This window comes from Streptomyces sp. NPDC046335, assembly GCF_055587985.1.
The window spans coordinates 85,272-103,253 of record NZ_JBVJFF010000011.1 but is presented as its reverse complement, the minus strand read 5'-3'; the positions used below and the strand labels follow the sequence as shown (position 1 = coordinate 103,253).

The following is a 17,982-nucleotide window of genomic DNA, read 5'->3' as shown; positions in this document are numbered from 1 at the left end:
GAGGAAACGTGCGTGCCGTTGGGCGTGGTTCGATCTAGAGTTCGATCCATGACGATCACGAAGGCCCTCGGCCACGACCGCTACTGCGACGAAGTAGCCCGCCAGATCGACCTGTTGAGAGCCACGCTGAACGGTGCCGACCTCTCCGTCACGGTGCCGACCTGCCCCGACTGGACGCTCGCGCAGCTCGCGCGGCACATGGGCGGCGCGGTGCGCTGGAGCGAGCGGCTGGTCGCGACCCGTGCCGAGCGGAACATCCCGGACGAGGACATTCCGGCGGCCGGCGGGCCCGATGGCGACGACCCGGCCGCGCTCGACGCCTGGCTGGCGGAGACGGCCACGCTCGGCGAGAAGACGTTCCGCCACGCGGGCGCCGACGCCTCCGCGTGGTCGTGGACCGACGACCACACCGCCGGGTTCTGGGCGCGGCGCATGACGCACGAGCTGGCGATCCACCGCGCGGACGCCGCGATCGCCGCCGGGGTCGCGTACGAGCTGGCGCCGGACGTGGCCGCCGACGCGATCGACGAGTGGCTGGACATCGTGCGGTTCGTCCAGCGCTTCGACCCCGACGACAGCGCGGCCGAGCTCAAGGGCGCCGGGCGCGGCTCCGTGCATCTGCACGCGACCGACGCCCCCGAGGGTCTCGACGCCGAGTGGCTCATCGAGTTCGGCGACGACGGGTTCACCTGGCGCCGCGGCCACGCCAAGGCCGCGGTCGCGCTCCGCGGACCGCTCACCGAGGTGCTGCTCGCCTTCTACCGGCGGCGACCGGTGGACGGCGGACAGGTCGAGGTCATCGGGGACCGTGAGCTGCTCGACTTCTGGCTGGAGCGCGCGACGTTCGGCTGAGGCCGGGGCTCAGCAGTGAGGCGAGGGCGCCCGGCGCCTCCTCCACCGTGTCGACCAGCGCGATCCGCGGCTCCATCGACCTGCCGCGGGCCAGTGACTGGAGCAGGGGCCAGACCGGGAGGTGGTCCGTCCAGTGCGCCCGGTCGACCAGGACCATCGGGGTGGGCTCGCCGCGCGACTCGTAGTAGTTCGGGGTGGCGGTGTCGAAGACCTCCTGGACCGTGCCCGCCGCGCCGGGCAGGAAGACCACGCCCGCGTTCGAACGGGCCAGGAGCCCGTCCTCACGGGTGGCGTTGGCGAAGTACTTGCCCAGGTGGGAGGCGAAGGCGTTCGGCGGCTCGTGGCCGTAGAACCAGGTGGGGATGCCGACCGACATGCCCCCGGAGGGCCGGCGCTCGCGGACCGCGAAGGCCGCGCGCGCCCAGTCGGTCACCGACGGCGTGAACGACGGCGTCTCGCCGAGGAGTTCGAGCGCCTCGTCCAGCATGGCGTCGTCGAAGACGGCCGCGTACGCGCCGAGGTTCGCCGCCTCCATCGCGCCGGGGCCGCCGCCCGTCGCGACCGTGAATCCCGCGCGGGCCAGCGAGCGGCCGAGCCGCGCCGCACCCGCGTACGCGTCCGTGCCGCGCTTCATCGCGTGGCCGCCCATCACGCCCACCACGCGCGCGCCGGCGAGCAGCTCGTCCAGGGCGTCGGAGATCGAATCGTCGTGGATGGCGCGGAGCATCGACGACAGGACGTCCCCGTCGGCCTTGGTGCGCTGGAACCACTCGTAGGCGTGGGCGTCCGGGGTCACCTCGTAACCGCCGTCGGCCAGGCCCGCGAACAGGTCGTCGGGGGAGTAGAGCAGGCCCCGGTACGGGTTGAACGGCAGTCCGGGGACCGGTGGGAAGACCAGCGCGCCGGAGGCCCGGACCTTCGCCGCCGCCTCATCGTCCATCGGGCAGCCGAGGAAGACGGAGCCCGTGACGTCCGCGGCGATGAGCGCCGAGGTGCGCTCCGTCAGGTCGACGGCCTGGACGCGGCTCCCGGCGAGCGCCCCGCGTCCGCAGACCTCGTCGAACTCGGCGAGGGTCTCGATCTCACGGTCGTCGCCGGGCTGTTGCGAGGCGGATGCGTGTTCGGAAGTCGGCTGCATCCGCCCATGCTAAGCAGCACCACTCAGGGCGATCTCTGTCAGCCCTGCGCTCCGTCAGCCCTGTACCTCGGAGGGGTCCATCCACATGATCTCCCAGGTGTGGCCGTCCAGGTCGTCATAGGCACGGCCGTACATCGTGCCGTAGTCCTGGACCTTGCCCGCCGTGCCGCCCGCGGCGATGGCCTTGTCGACGAGCTCGTCGACCTTCTCGCGGCTCTCGGCGCTCAGACAGAGCAGCGTCTCGCTGGTCTTCGTGGCGTCCGCGATCTCCTTGTGCGTGAAGTCCGCGTAGCGCTGCTTGCTCATCATCATCGCGATGATGGTGTCGCTGATGACGACGCACGCGCAGTCGTCCGTGGAGAACTGCGGGTTGATGGCGTAGCCGAGACCGGTGAAGAACTTCTTCGTCGCGGCGACGTCGTTCACGGCGAGGTTCACGAAGATCATCTGCTGGTACATGAGTGTCTCTCCCGGTGAGTGTGTGTGCTGTACGGAGACTTAGACACCCGTTCGACACGGAACTCATCGCCCGTCGCGAAGTTTTCTCGTACGTGTTCTCAGCGGGTCAGCGGGTCAGCGGGTCAGCGGCAGCGCGGCCAGTTCCGCGACGACCCAGGTCAACGGGGCGAACAGGGCGGTGAGCGCAGCCGCGCGGAGCGCCGCGGAGCCGCGCAGCGCCGTCGCGGACGCGCCGAACCGCAGCAGGGCCCGCGTGGTCTGCGTACGGGACTGCCTCGCCTCGACGGCGGCCGTGGCGAGGGTCAGCACGGCGCAGCCCGTGACGAGCAGCGCGCCGAGCGCCGTGAGCGGCCCGATGCCGGTGCGCGGTTCCGCGTACAGGGCTACCGAGGCGTACGCCCCCGAGCACACCGCGCACAGCACGCCGAGCGGACGCCCGATGCGCCGTGCCTCCTCCTGGAGGACGCGCCCCGCGAGCAGCCGCACCGCACCGGGCCGAGCGGCCTGGAGCAACCGGCCGCAGAGGTAGGTGAGGCCGGGCCCCGCGAGGGCGAGGCCGAGCGCGGTCAGCGCCCAGCCGCCGAGGACGCCCGCCGGGTTGCCCGCGGCGCCCCCCGGGATGCGGAACCCGGAGCCGCCGGGCGAGCGGCCCGCGTACGTCTCCATGGCGAGGCCCGCGGCCAGCAGGGCGATGCCCCACGGCAGACCGCCGGGCGGGGAGGCGGGGGCGTCCGGCGGCTCGGCGGCCCCGGCGTCCTTCTCGTCCTTGGCGTCCTTGTTGGCGGGGCGCGGACGCAGTAGGGCGGCGCTCATGGTCGAGGCGACGAAGGGGACCACGGTGAGCAGGGTCAGGACGGCGCCGAGCGGCAGCGGCAGCTCGGCGGCGAGCAGCCCGGCGGCGGCGCCGTCGAAGGGCAGCCCCGACAGGTCGCCGCGCAGGTGCAGGAAGACGAGCAGCGCCACCATGGAACCGAGCGTGCAGGCCACGGCCGTGGAGATCGCGGCGAACACCATCAGTCGCGCGGGGCCGAGCCCCACTCCCGAGAGCCCTGCCGGCGGCTTGGTGCCGGGGTCGGTGCGGGCCACGGCGACGGCGAAGTAGACGGTGGCCGTGATCGGCGCGACGCACCAGGCGAGGCGTGCCACGGCGCCGGCGCCCGGGTGTTCCATCGCGTACGCCAGGGTGCAGAGCAGCAGGAAGCCGGTACCGGCGGACGCGGCGGCCACCAGGAGCCGCCGCATCTGCACGAGTGGGCGCGCGCCGCGGGCTAGACGGAGAGCGAGCACGTGGCCCGGCCTTCCACGTCGGATCCGGAACGCCCACTCCCGGAACTCCCGTCACCACCGCCTGAGGCTGCGGCCTCGGCTGCCGGGGGGCGGCTTGGGGTGCCGGTGGGACCGGCGGGGCCGGCGGGGCCGACTGGGTCGGCTGGACCAGTGGGGCCGACTAGGCCGGCGGCGCTGGCGGTGACTGCGGCGTCGACGCTTTGGGGGGCTTCAGGGGCTTCAGGGGCTTGGGGAGCTTGCGGGGCTTGGGGTGCCTTCTGGGCTTGGGGAGCCTGCTGGGCTTGGGGGGCCTTGGAGGGTTCGGGGGTTGCGGGGGCTCCGGGGGTTTTGGTGGTTACGGGAGCTCCGGGAGCTCCGGGGGCTTTGGGGGGCTCAGCGGCGCCCGGGTGCTCGGTGGCCTTCGGGGCCTCTGCCGCCTCTGGCGTCGCAGTGGCCGCTGAGGCCTCAGCAGCTTGCGGGGCCTCGACGGACTCCAGAGCCCCGGCGTTCTCCGAGGCCTGAGCAGCCTCCGGCGCCGTAGCAGTCCCGGAGGCCTCGGTCGCCTGCGGGGCCTTGGCGGACTCCAGAGCCTCGGCGTTCTTCGAGGCCTGAGCAGCCTCCGGCGCCGTAGCAGTCTCGGAGGCCCCGGCAGCCCGGGGGGCCTCGACGACCGTCAGGGTCTGGGCGTTCTCTGAAGCCTCAGCGGACTCCCGCGCCGCAGCCGCCTCAAAGACCTCAGCAACCATGGGGGCCTTGGCGACCAGCAGGGCCTCAGCAGTCTCTGGGATCTCAGCAGCGCCTGAGGCTTCAGGGACCTTGGGAGCCTCAGTAGCGTCCGGCAGCGCACTAACCTCTGAGGCTTCAATATCCTCGGAAGCCTTCAGCGCCGCAACAGTCTTTGCAGCCGCAGCGGTCCCCGAAGCCTCGGCAGCCTGCGAGGCCTCAGCGACCGTCAGTGCCTCAGGGGCTTCCAGAGTCTCAGTAGCCCCGTAAGTCTCAGCAGCCTCCAGCATCGCCGTAGCCTCCGAGGCTACGGCGAACTCCGAAGTCTCCGGCGCCGCAGCAGCAGCCTCCACGGACTCAGCCGTCTTCGGCACCTCGCCAACCCCCGAGGCTTCGGCGGTCTTCAGGGCCTCGATGACTTCCGAGGTCTCAGCCGCCTCCGGCACCGCATCAGCCCCCGAGGCCGCAGCAACAGCCTCCAGGGACTCAGCGGTCTCCGGAGCCTCGGCAGCCCCCGAAGCCGCCGCCACCCCCGAAGCCGCCGCCACCCCCGAAGCCGCCGCAGCCCCCGAGGCCGCGGCCGCCTCCGATACAGCAGCAGACCCCAGGCTCTGAGCGGCCTCCGAAGCCTCTGAGTTCCCCGCAGCCCCCGACGCCTCCTCCAGCTCCTGAGCCGCCGGAGCCTCCGGAACCGCGGTATAGGCGGCCACCGCGGCGTCCGCTGCCCCCAGTGACCGCCCCGTACTCACGCGCCGTCCGTCCAGCAGCGTGATGGTTCGGTCGGCCAGGATGGGGACCTCGGTGTCGTGCGTGGTCAGGATGACCGTGATGCCGTGTGTGCGGGCCGCGGTCGTCAGGGTGCGGAGTACATGGGAGCTTTCGGCGCGGTGGAGCGGCGCCGTGGGCTCGTCGGCGAAGAGCACGGACGGCGTGGTGATCAGCGCCCGGGCGACGGCGACGCGCTGGCGCTCCGCATGGCGCAGGGCGTGCGGCCGCTTGCGGGCGCAGCCACCGATGTCGAGGCGGTCGAGCCACTCCTGCGCGGCCGCCTTGGCGGCCCGATGCGCCTCGCCGCGCAGCATCAGCGGCAGGGCGACGTTCTCCCAGGCGGTGAGCTCGGGAACGAGATGGGGTTCCGGATCGATCCAGCCGAAGCGCTCACGGCGCAGCCGTTTCCGTCTGTGTGAGCGCAAGGTGTGGATGGGGCTGCCGTCGAACCAGACCTCGCCCTTCTGGGGCCGCAGCCGGCCCGAGAGGGCGTGCAGAAGTGTCGTTTTTCCACTGCCGCGCGGGCCATTGACGACGAGGATCTCGCCCTCGCGGACACCGAGCGAAACGCCGGTGAGGGCAGGGGAGCCGTTGTGTGTGACGTGCAGTTCGCGTGCCCACAGCACGTCGTTGTCCGGTGGGGCAACCATGGCGTACACCTCGGTTCAGATCAGCTCGACTCCCCTGCACGGGGGAACGAAGGCGGGGCCGATCGGTCACTTGGCACGCTAGGTATCCGGGCGGACCTGCCCGGAAAAGACGTGGCCCGGGGACGCCCGTTCTCACTCGAACGGGCGCCCCCCGGGGACGTTGTAGATCACTCGATCACACGAACTCAGCACCTGCGCCATCACGCGAAGGGTGAGTACACGCGCGGATCACACGAGGCTGAGTACACGCGCGGATCACACGCGGCTCAGCACACGCGCGATCACACGCGGCTCAGAGCTTGGTCCAGGCCTCCGTGAGGACCTGCCGCAGGATGCCCTCGATCTCGTCGAACGTGTCCTGGTTCGAGATCAGCGGCGGCGCGAGCTGGACGACCGGGTCGCCGCGGTCGTCGGCACGGCAGTACAGACCGTTCTCGTACAGCGCCTTGGAGAGGAACCCGTACAGGACGCGCTCGGTCTCCTCGTCGTTGAAGGTCTCCTTGGTGGCCTTGTCCTTCACGAGCTCGATGCCGTAGAAGAAGCCGTTGCCGCGGACGTCGCCGACGATCGGCAGGTCGTGCAGCTTGCGCAGGGTCTGGTAGAACGCGTCCTCGTTGTCGAGGACGTGCTGGTTGAGACCCTCCTTCTCGAAGATGTCGAGGTTGGCGATGCCGACCGCGGCCGAGACCGGGTGGCCGCCGAAGGTGTAGCCGTGCAGGAAGGTGTTGCCACCCTTGTAGAACGGCTCGGCGAGCTTGTCCGAGATGATGCAGGCGCCGATCGGGGAGTAGCCCGAGGTCATGCCCTTGGCGCAGGTGATCATGTCCGGGACGTAGCCGAACTTGTCGCACGCGAACATCGTGCCGAGGCGGCCGAAGGCGCAGATGACCTCGTCGGAGACGAGCAGCACGTCGTACTTGTCGCAGATCTCGCGTACGCGCTGGAAGTAGCCGGGCGGGGGCGGGAAGCAGCCGCCCGCGTTCTGCACCGGCTCCAGGAAGACGGCCGCGACGGTCTCCGGGCCCTCGAAGAGGATCTCCTGCTCGATCTGGTCGGCGGCCCAGCGGCCGAAGGCCTCGGGGTCATCGCCGTGGATCGGGGCGCGGTAGATGTTGGTGTTCGGCACCTTGTGCGCGCCGGGGACCAGCGGCTCGAAGGGGGCCTTGAGGGCCGGCAGGCCGGTGATGGACAGGGCGCCCTGCGGGGTGCCGTGGTAGGCCACCGCGCGGGATATGACCTTGTACTTCGTGTGGTTGCCGGTGAGCTTGTGGTACTGCTTCGCCAGCTTCCACGCGGTCTCGACGGCCTCGCCGCCACCGGTGGTGAAGAAGACCTTGTTGAGGTCGCCCGGCGCGTAGTCGGCGAGGCGCTCGGCGAGCTCGACGGCCTTGGGGTGGGCATAGCTCCACACCGGGAAGAAGGCCAGCTCCTGCGCCTGCTTATAGGCGGTCTCGGCGAGCTCGTGACGGCCGTGGCCCGCGTTGACGACGAAGAGTCCGGACAGACCGTCCAGGTACTTCTTGCCCTTGTCGTCGTAGATGTAGGTGCCCTCGCCACGCACGATGGTGGGCACGGGTGCGTTCTCGTAGTCCGACATGCGGGTGAAGTGCATCCACAGGTGGTCGTACGCGGTCTGGCTGAGGTCCTTGCTCACGGCTATCGGGTTCCCCACATATAGGTCTGCTTCTTGAGCTTGAGGTAGACGAAGCTCTCGGTGGAGCGCACGCCGGGGAGGGCGCGGATGCGCTTGTTGATGACCTCCAGGAGGTGGTCGTCGTCCTCGCAGACGATTTCCACCAGGAGGTCGTACGACCCCGCGGTCATCACCACGTACTCGGCTTCCGGCATGGCGGTCAGCGCGTCCGCGACGGGGTCGAGGTCGCCCTCGACCGTGATGCCGACCATCGCCTGCCTGCGGAAACCCACGGTGAGCGGGTCCGTGACGGCGACGATCTGCATCACGCCCTGGTCGAGCAGCTTCTGGACGCGCTGGCGCACGGCCGCCTCGGAGAGGCCCACGGCCTTGCCGATGGCGGCGTACGGACGGCGTCCGTCCTCCTGGAGCTGCTCGATGATCGCCAGGGATACGGCGTCCACGGACGGGGTGCCGTTCCCATTGCCGCTGCCGCCCGGGTTTCCGGAGCGGGAGCCGCGAAGGCTGCTGGGGTCTGCGCTGCGACTGGCCACGCCCTCACTCTGCACGACGTCTCGTCACTTCCGCAAGGTCGAACCGATGAAATTCGTTGTCTACGACTTCACACGTCACGGATTCCGCAGTTCTGGGCCGCTGGGTATGTTGAAAGCGTCGGTACAGCGACTAGTGTGGGTGTCTCAACCACTGGACATCTGACTTGGAGGGCCGGAAGTGACCAACGAGCTGCGCCGTCTGCGCAACTACATCAACGGAGAATTCCGGGACGCGGCCGACGGACGGACCACCGAGGTCATCAATCCGGCGACCGGCGAGGCGTACGCGACCGCGCCGCTGTCGGGTCAGGCCGACGTGGACGCCGCCATGAAGGCCGCGGCCGACGCGTTCCCCGCCTGGCGCGACCTGACGCCCGCCGAGCGGCAGAAGGCCCTGCTGAAGATCGCCGACGCGTTCGAGGAGCGGGCCGAGGAGCTCATCGCGGCCGAGGTCGAGAACACGGGCAAGCCGACCGGACTCACGCGGTCCGAGGAGATCCCGCCCATGGTCGACCAGATCCGCTTCTTCGCGGGCGCGGCCCGGATGCTGGAGGGCCGCGCGGCCGGCGAGTACATGGAGGGTCTGACCTCCATCATCCGCCGCGAGCCGATCGGCGTCTGCGCGCAGGTCGCGCCCTGGAACTACCCGATGATGATGGGCGTATGGAAGTTCGCCCCGGCGCTCGCCGCGGGCAACACCGTCGTCCTCAAGCCCTCGGACACGACGCCCGCGTCGACCGTCCTGATGGCCGAGATCATCGGCTCCATCGTGCCGACCGGCGTCTTCAACGTCGTCACGGGCGACCGCGACACCGGCCGCCTGATGGTCGAGCACAAGACCCCGGCCATGGCCTCCATCACCGGCTCCGTGCGCGCCGGCATGCAGGTCGCCGAGTCCGCCGCCAAGGACCTCAAGCGGGTCCACCTGGAGCTCGGCGGCAAGGCTCCCGTCGTCGTCTTCGAGGACACCGACATCGCCAAGGCCGTCGAGGACATCTCGATGGCGGGCTTCTTCAACGCCGGGCAGGACTGCACGGCCGCCACGCGCGTGCTCGTCCAGGAGTCCATCCACGACGAGTTCGTGACGGCGCTCGCCAAGGCCGCCGCCGACACGAAGACCGGCATGCCGGACGACGAGGACGTGCTCTACGGCCCGCTGAACAACGCCAACCAGCTCAAGCAGGTCTCCGGCTTCATCGAGCGCCTTCCGGCGCACGCCAAGGTCGAGGCGGGCGGCCAGCGGGTCGGTGAGAAGGGCTACTTCTACGCGCCCACCGTCGTCTCGGGCCTGAAGCAGGACGACGAGATCATCCAGAACGAGGTCTTCGGTCCCGTCATCACGGTGCAGTCCTTCACGGACGAGGCACAGGCCGTCGAGCACGCGAACGGCGTCGAGTACGCGCTCGCCTCCTCCGTCTGGACGAAGGACCATGCGCGCGCGATGCGCATGTCCAAGGTCCTCGACTTCGGCTGCGTCTGGATCAACACGCACATCCCCCTCGTCGCCGAGATGCCGCACGGCGGCTTCAAGAAGTCCGGATACGGCAAGGACCTCTCGGGCTACGGCTTCGACGACTACACGCGCATCAAGCACGTCATGACGTCGATCGAGGGCTGAGCCCACCGGACCGGTGGCACCGGAAAGGTCCACCGGACCGGCGGCACCGAAATCCGGGTGCCCGCGCCTCCCGCCCCCGCGTACCGTTGCGTACGCGGGGGCGGCTCCGTGGTGTGCTTCCTTCTTTCTTCTTATGTCAAAAGATCCGTAGCGCACCCACTTCCCGCCCCCGCTTTCGTCTGCGCTACGGGGTGGGACCAGATGCTGACGCCGACGACCGGCGACCTCGCCGGGCTGCTGCTGCGCCGGCGGCAGAGCGTGTACGTCTCCGGGGGCGCCGGACGGTCCGCCGAGACCGACGCGGCCGTGGTCGTCCTGGAGGCCGAACTCGCCGACCGCGGGTATGTGTTGACCGCCCCGCTGCGCCGCGCCCTGACCGCGCTCCCCGTCCGGCGGCTGCGCGAGGCCGGACTGGGGCTGCTCTCCGACGCCGACGCGCACCTCGGCGCCGACCGCCATCACGCCCCGCTCTTCAGGAACTTCCCGCAGGAATCGGTGTACCAGCGGGCCTACGACCGCTACACCTCCGCGGTGGTCGCCCATCTCGCCGCCCAGCCCCACCAGCCCTGCATGGCCTGCGGCGAGTCGGCGCGCCGGGTCCGCGCGCTCGCGCCCTGCGCCCATCTGCTCTGCGACGGCTGCGTCACCGAACTCGACGGCTGCTGCGACGCCTGCTGCGTCTGGTACTCCTGCCCCGTCTGCGAGAGCCGCCACGAGACCACCGGACCGACCGACCCCTGGATCGAGCCCGTCCACGACGGCGACGGCGGCCCCGTCCTGCGCGCCCTGCGCCTCGCCGGGCCGGACGACGCGGCGGCCGAGCTCGCCGCGCTCCTTGCCCGCCGTACGCCCCTGTCCGCGCAGGACCACGACGACCTCGTGCTGCTCCTCGGCCACGCGGCCCCCGCCGACGCCGCCGCGTGGCTGCCCGCGAGCGTCCCGCTGCGCGAGAGCAAGGCGCTCGCCCTCGCCCCGCTGCTCGACCACGCCGGGACCCGGCCGCTGGTGGCGCGGCACGCGGACACCGCCACGGATGTGCTGCGCCTGCTCGTCGTACGGTCCGGGGGCGACCCCGACCTCCTCGAACCGCCCCGGCTGCGGGGGCTGCCGCGACCCGTGCGGCGCGCACTCCTCGCCCTGCTCGACCGGCTCGACTTCGCCCGTCTCGCCGAGGACATGGCCCGGCATCCGCGGGTGTGGAAGCGGGCCGGCGAGATCCTGCACCCCTTCGAGGGCGCGCACCGCCACGCGCGCGTGGCGCTCGCCTTCGCCGTGCTGCGGGGGACACGGCTCGACGACTCCCGCCTCGGCGGCACGCTGCTCGCCGAAGCCGCGCGGTACGAGTGCGTCCGGCTCGTGGGCGACCGGCTGCGCGTCGTCACCTGGCAGAGCCGCGTCGAGGACGCCCTCGGCCGCTGGGACACCGCGGCCGCCGCCGGGCTGCTCCGCGGGCGCCCCGGTGAACTCCTGCGCCGCCTCGACCTGCTCCTTGCCCGCTCCGGCTCCGCGACCCTGCCGGAGCCGGTCGGCGAGGCGCTCGCGCATGCCCTGCCGCGCACCGCTCCCGGGCCACTGCTCGGCGCGTACGGACAGCTCAAGATCCGTACGGTGCCGGGGCACCGCCGCGTCTTCTTCCCGCGCGGCCGGGTGACCAAGGCGTACGCGGTCGAGGACCACCGGCCGCCGCTGCCTGCCCGCGCCGCGGGCCGCGCCCGTGAGCTGATCGAGGCGGAGGCCGTGCGGCGCCTCGCGGAGCGGGAGGGCGAGCGGTACGACGTGGCCGTACTGGACGCCTCGCTCGCCGACCTGCCCGTGCCGTTCGCCGAGCGTGCCTCCGCGGCCTCGCTGATCGCGGTGCCGCGCGGCAGCTCGCTGCCCATGCCCGCGGACAGCGAGACCGTGCGGCTCTTCCTGCACTGGCTCCAGCCCAAGGGCACGCGCGTCGACCTCGACCTGTCCGTCGCGCTCTACGACGACCTGTGGCGGTTCGTCGGCCTGTGCGACTACACGCACCTGGAGTACGGGGGCGGCGCCGCCCGGCACTCCGGCGACCTGACCTCGGCGCCCGCCCCGCACGGCGCCACCGAGTACCTGGACCTCGACCTGCCGCGGCTCGCGGCCGCCGGGGTGCGGTTCGTCGTGCCGGCCGTCATCTCGTACAACGACGTGCCCTTCGACGAACTGCCGGACGCCTTCGCGGGGTTCATGGCGGTGGAGGGCAAGACGCGCGCGAAGTACGACCCGCGGACCGTCCGCCAGCGCTTCGACCTCGCGGGTGACGCGAAGCTGGCCGTGCCGATGGTCGTCGACCTGCGGGCGCGCCGCGCGTGGTGGGCGGACGTCACCCTCGCCACGGCCGGCGCCGGTCACGACGTGTGGCGCTACCGCAAGCAGCTCGGGCGCCTCGGCCACGACCTCCTCGACGTCTTCCTGCCGGGCGGCCGGGCCACCCTGTGGGACCTGGCCTGCTGGACGGCGGCGGCCCGCACCGACGGGGATGTGTACGTCCGCGGACGCGGTCACGTCCTGCGGGGCTACCGCCGCGCCCACGACGAGCCCCGCGCCGACTTCGCCCTGCGTGTCCGCGACGGCTGGGAGCCCGACGCGCTCCGCGCCGAGCCGGAGCTGACGGGCCGCCGGGCCCTTCTCGCCCTGCTGCACGGCGAGTTGGCCGAAGCGGAGACGGCCACGTCCGGCACGCTGTACCGCCTCTACCCGGGGCCGGTCGACGCCGGGCCGCTGGAGCGGGTCACGGCGGGGGACCTGGCGGCGTGGCTGGAACCCGCGGAGTGAGCCGTACGGCAGCGCGCTGATCGACAGGGTGTCGGCTCAGGCACGCCGGGCTCGACGCAGCGTCCATTGTCCGGCGGGGGAGCGGGGGCGCATGCTGCCGGGGTGCCAGCGAACCCCAGAGCCTCCTCCGTCTCCCGCCGGTCCCTGCTGCGAGCCCTGGGCGGTGGCGCGGCCGCCGGCACGCTCGCGGGATGCGGCGTGCCCGCCGCGTACATCGCACCGGACGAGCGGTCGGCGGCCGACCGCTCGGCCCGCGACAAGAAGCTGACGTTCGCGAACTGGCCGCTGTACATAGACACCGACGACGAGAACACCTCCGAGCGCCCCTCGCTGGAGGCCTTCGAGAAGCGGACCGGGATCGACGTCCGCTACACGGAGGAGATCAACGACAACGACGAGTTCTTCGGCAAGATCAGCCCGTCCCTGATGAACCACCAGGACACCGGCCGCGACCTCATCGTCATCAGCGACTGGATGTGCGCGCGCTTCGTACGCCTGGGCTGGGTCCAGGAAATGGACCGCGCGCGCCAGCCCAACGTCACGAAGTACCTGGACCCGCTCCTGCGTTCCCCGCGCTTCGACCCGGGACGGAAGTACACCGTTCCCTGGCAGTCGGGCATCACCGGTATCGCGTACAACAGACGTAAGGTCGGCCGGGAGATCAAGCAGGTCTCCGACCTGTGGGCCGACGACCTGAAGGGCCGGGTGACACTCCTCTCCGGCCTCGACGAGGCGTTCGCGCTGCTCCTTCAGGGCGACGGCGTCGACATCCGCGCCTGGACGGCGGACGACTTCCACCGGATGTGCGACAAGGTCGAGAAGATGGTGGACAGCCACCACATCCGCCGCTTCACCGGCAACGACTACATCAAGGACCTCTCCAGTGGTGACGTCCTGGCCTGCCAGGCGTACAGCGGTGACGTCATCCAGCTCCAGGCGGACGACCCGGACATCGAGTTCGTCGTCCCCGAGGAGGGCGCCGAGCTCTGGGCCGAGTCCCTGATGGTCCCCAACCTGGCCCGCCACAAGCGCAACGCCGAGCAGCTCATCGACCACTACTACGACCCCGAGGTCGCCGCGGAACTGGCCGCCTGGGTCAACTACGTCTGCCCCGTCCCGGCCGCCCGCGACGTCCTCGCCTCCTCCAAGGACAAGGAACTGGCGGCCCTGGCGGAAGACCCCCTGATCTTCCCGGACGACACCATGCGCGAACGCCTCGTCATAGCCCGAGACATCACATCGAAGGAACGCCCGGAACTCGCGAGGCGGTGGAACGCGCTGGCGGGGTTGTAGGGCTGAGTGCCGCCATCGCGATGTGTTGGGCGATCGGGTTCATGCCCTCGCCCTTGGCGTCGGTCGCGTTGACCGAGTAGACCAAGGTGCGGGAGCCGTCCTCGGTGGCGGCGATCATGTTCGTGTAGCCGTAGCGCGAGCCGGTCTTCAGCCAGACGTTGCGGCCGTCGATCTTCATGTACTGGAGCCCCGCGCCGAAGACGGGCTCGGGAGCGCCGGGTGCGAGGCGGGGCAGTGTGAACATCTCCTTGAGCTGCGGCCGCGGCACCACCTCGCCGGCGAACAGCGCCTGGGTGAAGGCCTCCAGGTCCGCCGTGGAGGAGATCATGTCGCCCGCCGCGAAGCGGTCGAACTGGTTCCACTCCGTGACGTCGACGAGGCGCGTGGTGCCGTCCGCCCGCTCCATCGTCTGGTAGCCGCGGTTGTGCGGGCCGCGGATACGGGGGTCGGTGCCGGGAAAGTACGTGTCGCGCATGTGCAGGGGCCTGAAGATCCGCTGGGCCGCCTGATGGGCGTACGAGTCGCCGGTGATCCGTTCGATCAGCAGGCCTAGGACGGTGTAGCCGATGTTGCGGTAGTGCTGCTCGTCGCCCGGGCCGTGCTCGGGGCCCTTGGCGATGGCGGAGGCGACGACGGTCCGCGGGTCCAGCGTGTCGTAGCGGTGCGCGAACTCGTCGTCGAAGCCGTCGCCCGACCTGAGGCCGCTGGTGTAGTTGAGCAGGGTGCGGATGGGGATGGGGGGGAAGTCCTTGCCGCTCCCGTCCTTGCTGCCGTCCTTGCCCCCGTCCTGGCTATCGTCCTTGCTGCCGTCCTTCGTGTCCTTGAACAGGTCCGGCATGTACCGCTGGAGCGGGGCGTCGAGATCGAGGCTGCCCTCGGCGGCCAGTTGCAGCGTCACGGCCGCCGTCACGATCTTGGTCGTGGAACCGGCGCGGAACCGGCCGTGCGGGTCGGCCTTGCGGTGCGTGACCAGGTCGTGCACGCCGGAACTGCCGCGCCAGGTTCCGTGTCCGCCGCCGACCCGCACGAGCGCGGCGGTCGCGTCGGGGTTTGGGAGCCCCTCGATCGCACGGCGCAGCGCCTTGCGGTCGAGGGCGTTCGCGTCGGCCTGTGCGAGGCGCGCCGGGTGGGACACCGCCGCCGCGACGGGCACGCTCGGAGCCTGCGCGAGCGCGGGGGCGGCCACGGCCGCGGTGAGGCCGAGCGCGAGGGCGGCGGCGATGGCGGCACGGGTGGGCAACTGCACGGGGACTCCTGGATCGGCCGGTGTTCGGTTGTTCCCATCCTGGTGAGCGGGCGAGCGCCGCGGATCGTCGGTGCGGAGGGCGTGATCCCCGTACCGTCTCAGGGATCAAGCTCCCGCCCCGTCCGGGGAGTGGGCAGGGGTGTCCCCTAGGGGCCGGAGCTCAGGGAGCCGGAGCCGCGGTAGCCCGAGCCGAGCAGGCGGGTCATCGACTCCGCCGCGCGCACGGCCGCATCCGCGCAGCAGTTGTTGAACAGGACGTGGAGCTCCTCGGCCCGCTCGGACATCGCCCGAACGCGGGGAAGCCACTCGACGAGTTCCGCGTCCGCGTACGCGTGGCGGAACTTGTCCTCCTTGGAGCCGTTGCCCCAGGCCGGGCTGCGGCCATGGAAGCGGATCACCGCGAGCCGGTCCACGGTGACCGGAGCAACGGCGGGCATCGAGCGCGGCAGCCCCTGGGCCGTGTCCACCGCCACCGCGGCCATGCCGAGGTCGGTCAGGAGCGCGGCGGTGCGCGCGCCGCGGTCCTCGCGCCACCAGTCGGGGTGCCGGAACTCCACGGCCAGTGGCCGGCCCGCGGCGCGCTTCGCGCACTCGGTCAGCGTGCGCTCCGCCCGGGGGCCGGGGGCGAACCACGGCGGGTACTGGAAGAGGAGGGTGCCGAGACGGCCCGTCTCCCGCAGGGGCGCGAGGGCGTCGTCGAAGCGCTGCCAGACGGTGTCGAGCAGCTCGGGGCCCATCGGCCGGTCCCGCAGGTCGGCGGGGAGCGCGGCCGGGCGGGTCGGGTGGCCGGTGAGGAGGGAGAAGGCCTTCACATCGAAGCGGAAGCCGTCCGGTGTGCGCTCCGCCCAGGAGCGGCAGGTGCGCTCGCTGGGCAGCGCGTAGTAAGTGGAGTCGACTTCGACGAGCGGGAAGCGGCCCGCGTAGTGACGCAGGCGCCCCTCGGCGTCCTTCAGGCCCCTCGGATACCAGCCACTGGCCAGCAGCGCGCGGTCCGTCCACGAACAGGTCCCCACCAGTATCTCGCTCATCCGGCACGGGTACCCCGATGGGTCACGGCGTGCGCAGCGACTCCAGGACATCGACGCGGTTGGTGGTGATGGCGTCGACGCCCGCGTCGATCAGGCGGCGCATCGAGCGGCGGGTGTCCGGGGTCCAGGCCGACACGAGGCAGCCCATGCGGTGCACGTCGAAGGCGAGTTCGCGGTCGACCAGCGGAAAGCGGTAGTTGAGCCAGCGCGGCTTCACCGCGTCGAGCAGGACACGGCGCGGCGGGGCGAGCGTCGTCCAGGTCAGCGCGATCTCCGCGGCCGGGTCGGCGTCGCGCACGGCGAGCATCGTGTCGCCGCCCGCGCAGTAGTACACCCGCTCGGCGGCCCCGCACTCCGCGACGACGCCGACGACCGTGCGCACCGCCTCGGCCGTCGCGCCCGGCAGGTCGATCATGACGCGGTGCCCGTCCGTGGCGGCGAGGGCCGCCGCGAGCGTCGGCAGGCCGCCCTCGGTGAGGCCGTCGAGTTCGGCGGCGGACAGCACCGAGACCGGCCGCTCGCACCCCCACAGGCGCTTGAGCGTCGGGTCGTGCAGCAGGACGGGCACGCCGTCACCGCTCAGGCGGACGTCGATCTCCACCACGTCCGCGCCCCGCCGCAGTGCGGAGCGCAGGGACGGGAGGGTGTTCTCGCGGACGCGGTAGGGATCGCCTCGGTGGGCCACAGCAGTCACGTTGCGCATGGCCCCCATTGTGCTGCCGTGATCACACGGCGAGCCATGTCTCCGTGTACGTGTCGATCTCGGCGGCGATCCTGGCCTTGCCCGCCGGGTCGAGGAAGGAGGCCTCTACGGCGTTCTTCGCCAGGGCGGCGATACCGCGCTCGTCGAGGCCGAGGAGGCGGGCCGCGACCGCGTACTCGTTGTTGAGGTCGGTGCCGAACATCGGCGGGTCGTCGGAGTTGATCGTCACCGTCACCCCGGCCGCGACGAACTCCTTCAGCGGATGCTCGTCGAGGGTGCGGACGGCGCGGGTCGCGATGTTCGAGGTCGGGCAGACCTCCAGCGGGATGCCGCGCTCGGCCAGGTGGGCGAGGAGCCTCGGGTCCTGGGCAGATGTGGTGCCGTGGCCGATGCGCTCGGCGCCCAGGTGGTTCAGGGCGTCCCAGACGGTCTCCGGACCCGTGGTCTCGCCCGCGTGCGGCACCGAGTGCAGGCCCGCCGCGATGGCCTGGTCGAAGTACGGCTTGAACTGCGGGCGCGGCACGCCGATCTCGGGCCCGCCGAGACCGAAGGAGACCAGGCCCTCGGGGCGCAGCTTGTCGGTGACGGCGAGCCGCAGCGTCTCCTCGGCGGAGGTGAGCCCGGCCTCGCCGGGGATGTCGAAGCACCAGCGCAGTACGGTGCCGAACTCCTTCTCGGCGGCCGTGCGGGCGTCCTCGATGGCGTCCATGAAGGCGCGGTCGTCGATGCCGCGGCGGACGGAGGAGTACGGGGTGATGGTGAGCTCGGCGTAGCGGACGTTCTGCCGGGCCATGTCCCGGGCCACCTCGTAGGTGAGCAGGCGTACGTCGTCCGGGGTGCGGATCAGGTCCACCACGGAGAGGTAGACCTGGATGAAGTGGGCGAAGTCCGTGAACGTGAAGTAGTCGACGAGCGCCTCGGCGTCGGTCGGCACGGCCGAGTCGGGGTGCCGGGCGGCGAGCTCGGAGACGATGCGGGGGGAGGCCGAGCCGACGTGGTGCACGTGCAGTTCCGCCTTGGGCAGTCCTGCGATGAAGGCGTGCGGGTCGCGTGCGAGGCCCGGTGCGGGCGTGGCCGCGGCCGTGGTCATGGCCGTGGGTCGCTGTGTCGGCTGCGTCGCCGCGGCTGCGGGCTGCTGGTCGGTCACGGTTTCCTCCCCAGGAACGGGCTTGATCGGCTGATCGATGGGTCGGGATCATCGTAGGCCGCGGGGCGTGGGGGCGAAGCGGGGGCCGTAGCATGACGGAACGTACGAAAG

At 71.5% G+C, this 17,982-nt stretch carries 13 protein-coding genes and 1 pseudogene; 4 read left to right on the top strand and 10 right to left on the bottom strand.

All coding sequences use genetic code 11. The annotated features are described in order from the left end of the window. The first annotated feature begins 48 nt into the window (after nucleotides 1-48). On the top strand, nucleotides 49-852 hold the full coding sequence (locus ACZ6JY_RS26500; protein ID WP_469199576.1) for a maleylpyruvate isomerase family mycothiol-dependent enzyme: 804 nt from the start codon (nucleotides 49-51) through the stop codon (nucleotides 850-852). Here ACZ6JY_RS26500 and ACZ6JY_RS26495 read toward each other — a convergent pair. From ACZ6JY_RS26495 to ACZ6JY_RS26470, 6 genes and pseudogenes are all read right to left on the bottom strand, one after another. Then, entirely contained in the window at nucleotides 797-1,990 is a 1,194-nt protein-coding gene (locus ACZ6JY_RS26495; RefSeq protein ID WP_469199574.1) for an LOG family protein, read from the bottom strand. The genes ACZ6JY_RS26500 and ACZ6JY_RS26495 overlap by 56 nt on opposite strands. Nucleotides 1,991-2,044: 54 nt before the next feature. Next, nucleotides 2,045-2,449, bottom strand: a complete 405-nt coding sequence (locus ACZ6JY_RS26490) for a VOC family protein (protein ID WP_469199572.1) — start codon at nucleotides 2,447-2,449, stop codon at nucleotides 2,045-2,047. Between the two features lie 114 nt (nucleotides 2,450-2,563). Next, entirely contained in the window at nucleotides 2,564-3,736 is a 1,173-nt protein-coding gene (locus ACZ6JY_RS26485) for a hypothetical protein (RefSeq protein ID WP_469199570.1), read from the bottom strand. Between the two features lie 1,415 nt (nucleotides 3,737-5,151). Beyond that, a pseudogene (locus ACZ6JY_RS26480) lies at nucleotides 5,152-5,856 on the bottom strand (ABC transporter ATP-binding protein); the annotation flags it as partial. A 292-nt stretch (nucleotides 5,857-6,148) separates the two neighbouring features. After that, complete coding sequence (locus ACZ6JY_RS26475; RefSeq protein WP_469199568.1) at nucleotides 6,149-7,528, bottom strand: aspartate aminotransferase family protein; 1,380 nt, start codon at nucleotides 7,526-7,528, stop codon at nucleotides 6,149-6,151. Continuing rightward, complete coding sequence (locus ACZ6JY_RS26470; protein WP_469199565.1) at nucleotides 7,513-8,058, bottom strand: Lrp/AsnC family transcriptional regulator; 546 nt, start codon at nucleotides 8,056-8,058, stop codon at nucleotides 7,513-7,515. The genes ACZ6JY_RS26475 and ACZ6JY_RS26470 overlap by 16 nt, the downstream gene beginning before the upstream one ends. A gap of 163 nt (nucleotides 8,059-8,221) precedes the next feature. Here ACZ6JY_RS26470 and ACZ6JY_RS26465 point away from each other — a divergent pair, with 163 nt between their 5' ends. The 3 genes from ACZ6JY_RS26465 (at nucleotide 8,222) to ACZ6JY_RS26455 (ending at nucleotide 13,747) form a co-directional block, all read left to right on the top strand. Further along, nucleotides 8,222-9,661 (top strand): gamma-aminobutyraldehyde dehydrogenase, encoded by a 1,440-nt coding sequence (locus ACZ6JY_RS26465; protein ID WP_469199563.1) that lies wholly within the window; start codon nucleotides 8,222-8,224, stop codon nucleotides 9,659-9,661. Nucleotides 9,662-9,862: 201 nt separating this feature from the next. Beyond that, nucleotides 9,863-12,454 carry an MXAN_6230/SCO0854 family RING domain-containing protein gene (locus ACZ6JY_RS26460; protein WP_469199561.1) on the top strand — a complete coding sequence of 864 codons (2,592 nt, stop codon included), beginning with the start codon at nucleotides 9,863-9,865 and terminating at the stop codon, nucleotides 12,452-12,454. Between the two features lie 102 nt (nucleotides 12,455-12,556). Next, complete coding sequence (locus ACZ6JY_RS26455) at nucleotides 12,557-13,747, top strand: polyamine ABC transporter substrate-binding protein (protein ID WP_469199559.1); 1,191 nt, start codon at nucleotides 12,557-12,559, stop codon at nucleotides 13,745-13,747. Here the strand turns inward: ACZ6JY_RS26455 and ACZ6JY_RS26450 are convergent. The 4 genes from ACZ6JY_RS26450 to ACZ6JY_RS26435 form a co-directional block, all read right to left on the bottom strand. After that, nucleotides 13,689-14,993: a serine hydrolase domain-containing protein gene (locus ACZ6JY_RS26450; protein WP_469199557.1), complete on the bottom strand. Its 1,305-nt coding sequence runs from the start codon at nucleotides 14,991-14,993 to the stop codon at nucleotides 13,689-13,691. The two genes, ACZ6JY_RS26455 and ACZ6JY_RS26450, sit on opposite strands and share 59 nt — an antisense overlap. 146 nt (nucleotides 14,994-15,139) lie before the next feature. Next, nucleotides 15,140-16,021, bottom strand: coding sequence for a DUF72 domain-containing protein (locus tag ACZ6JY_RS26445; protein ID WP_469199555.1), 882 nt, complete (start codon nucleotides 16,019-16,021; stop codon nucleotides 15,140-15,142). Nucleotides 16,022-16,043: 22 nt separating this feature from the next. Further along, nucleotides 16,044-16,724, bottom strand: coding sequence for a glycerophosphodiester phosphodiesterase (locus ACZ6JY_RS26440; RefSeq protein ID WP_469199553.1), 681 nt, complete (start codon nucleotides 16,722-16,724; stop codon nucleotides 16,044-16,046). Between the two features lie 22 nt (nucleotides 16,725-16,746). Further along, nucleotides 16,747-17,814, bottom strand: coding sequence for an adenosine deaminase (locus ACZ6JY_RS26435; RefSeq protein WP_469200098.1), 1,068 nt, complete (start codon nucleotides 17,812-17,814; stop codon nucleotides 16,747-16,749). Between the last annotated feature and the right edge of the window lie 168 nt (nucleotides 17,815-17,982).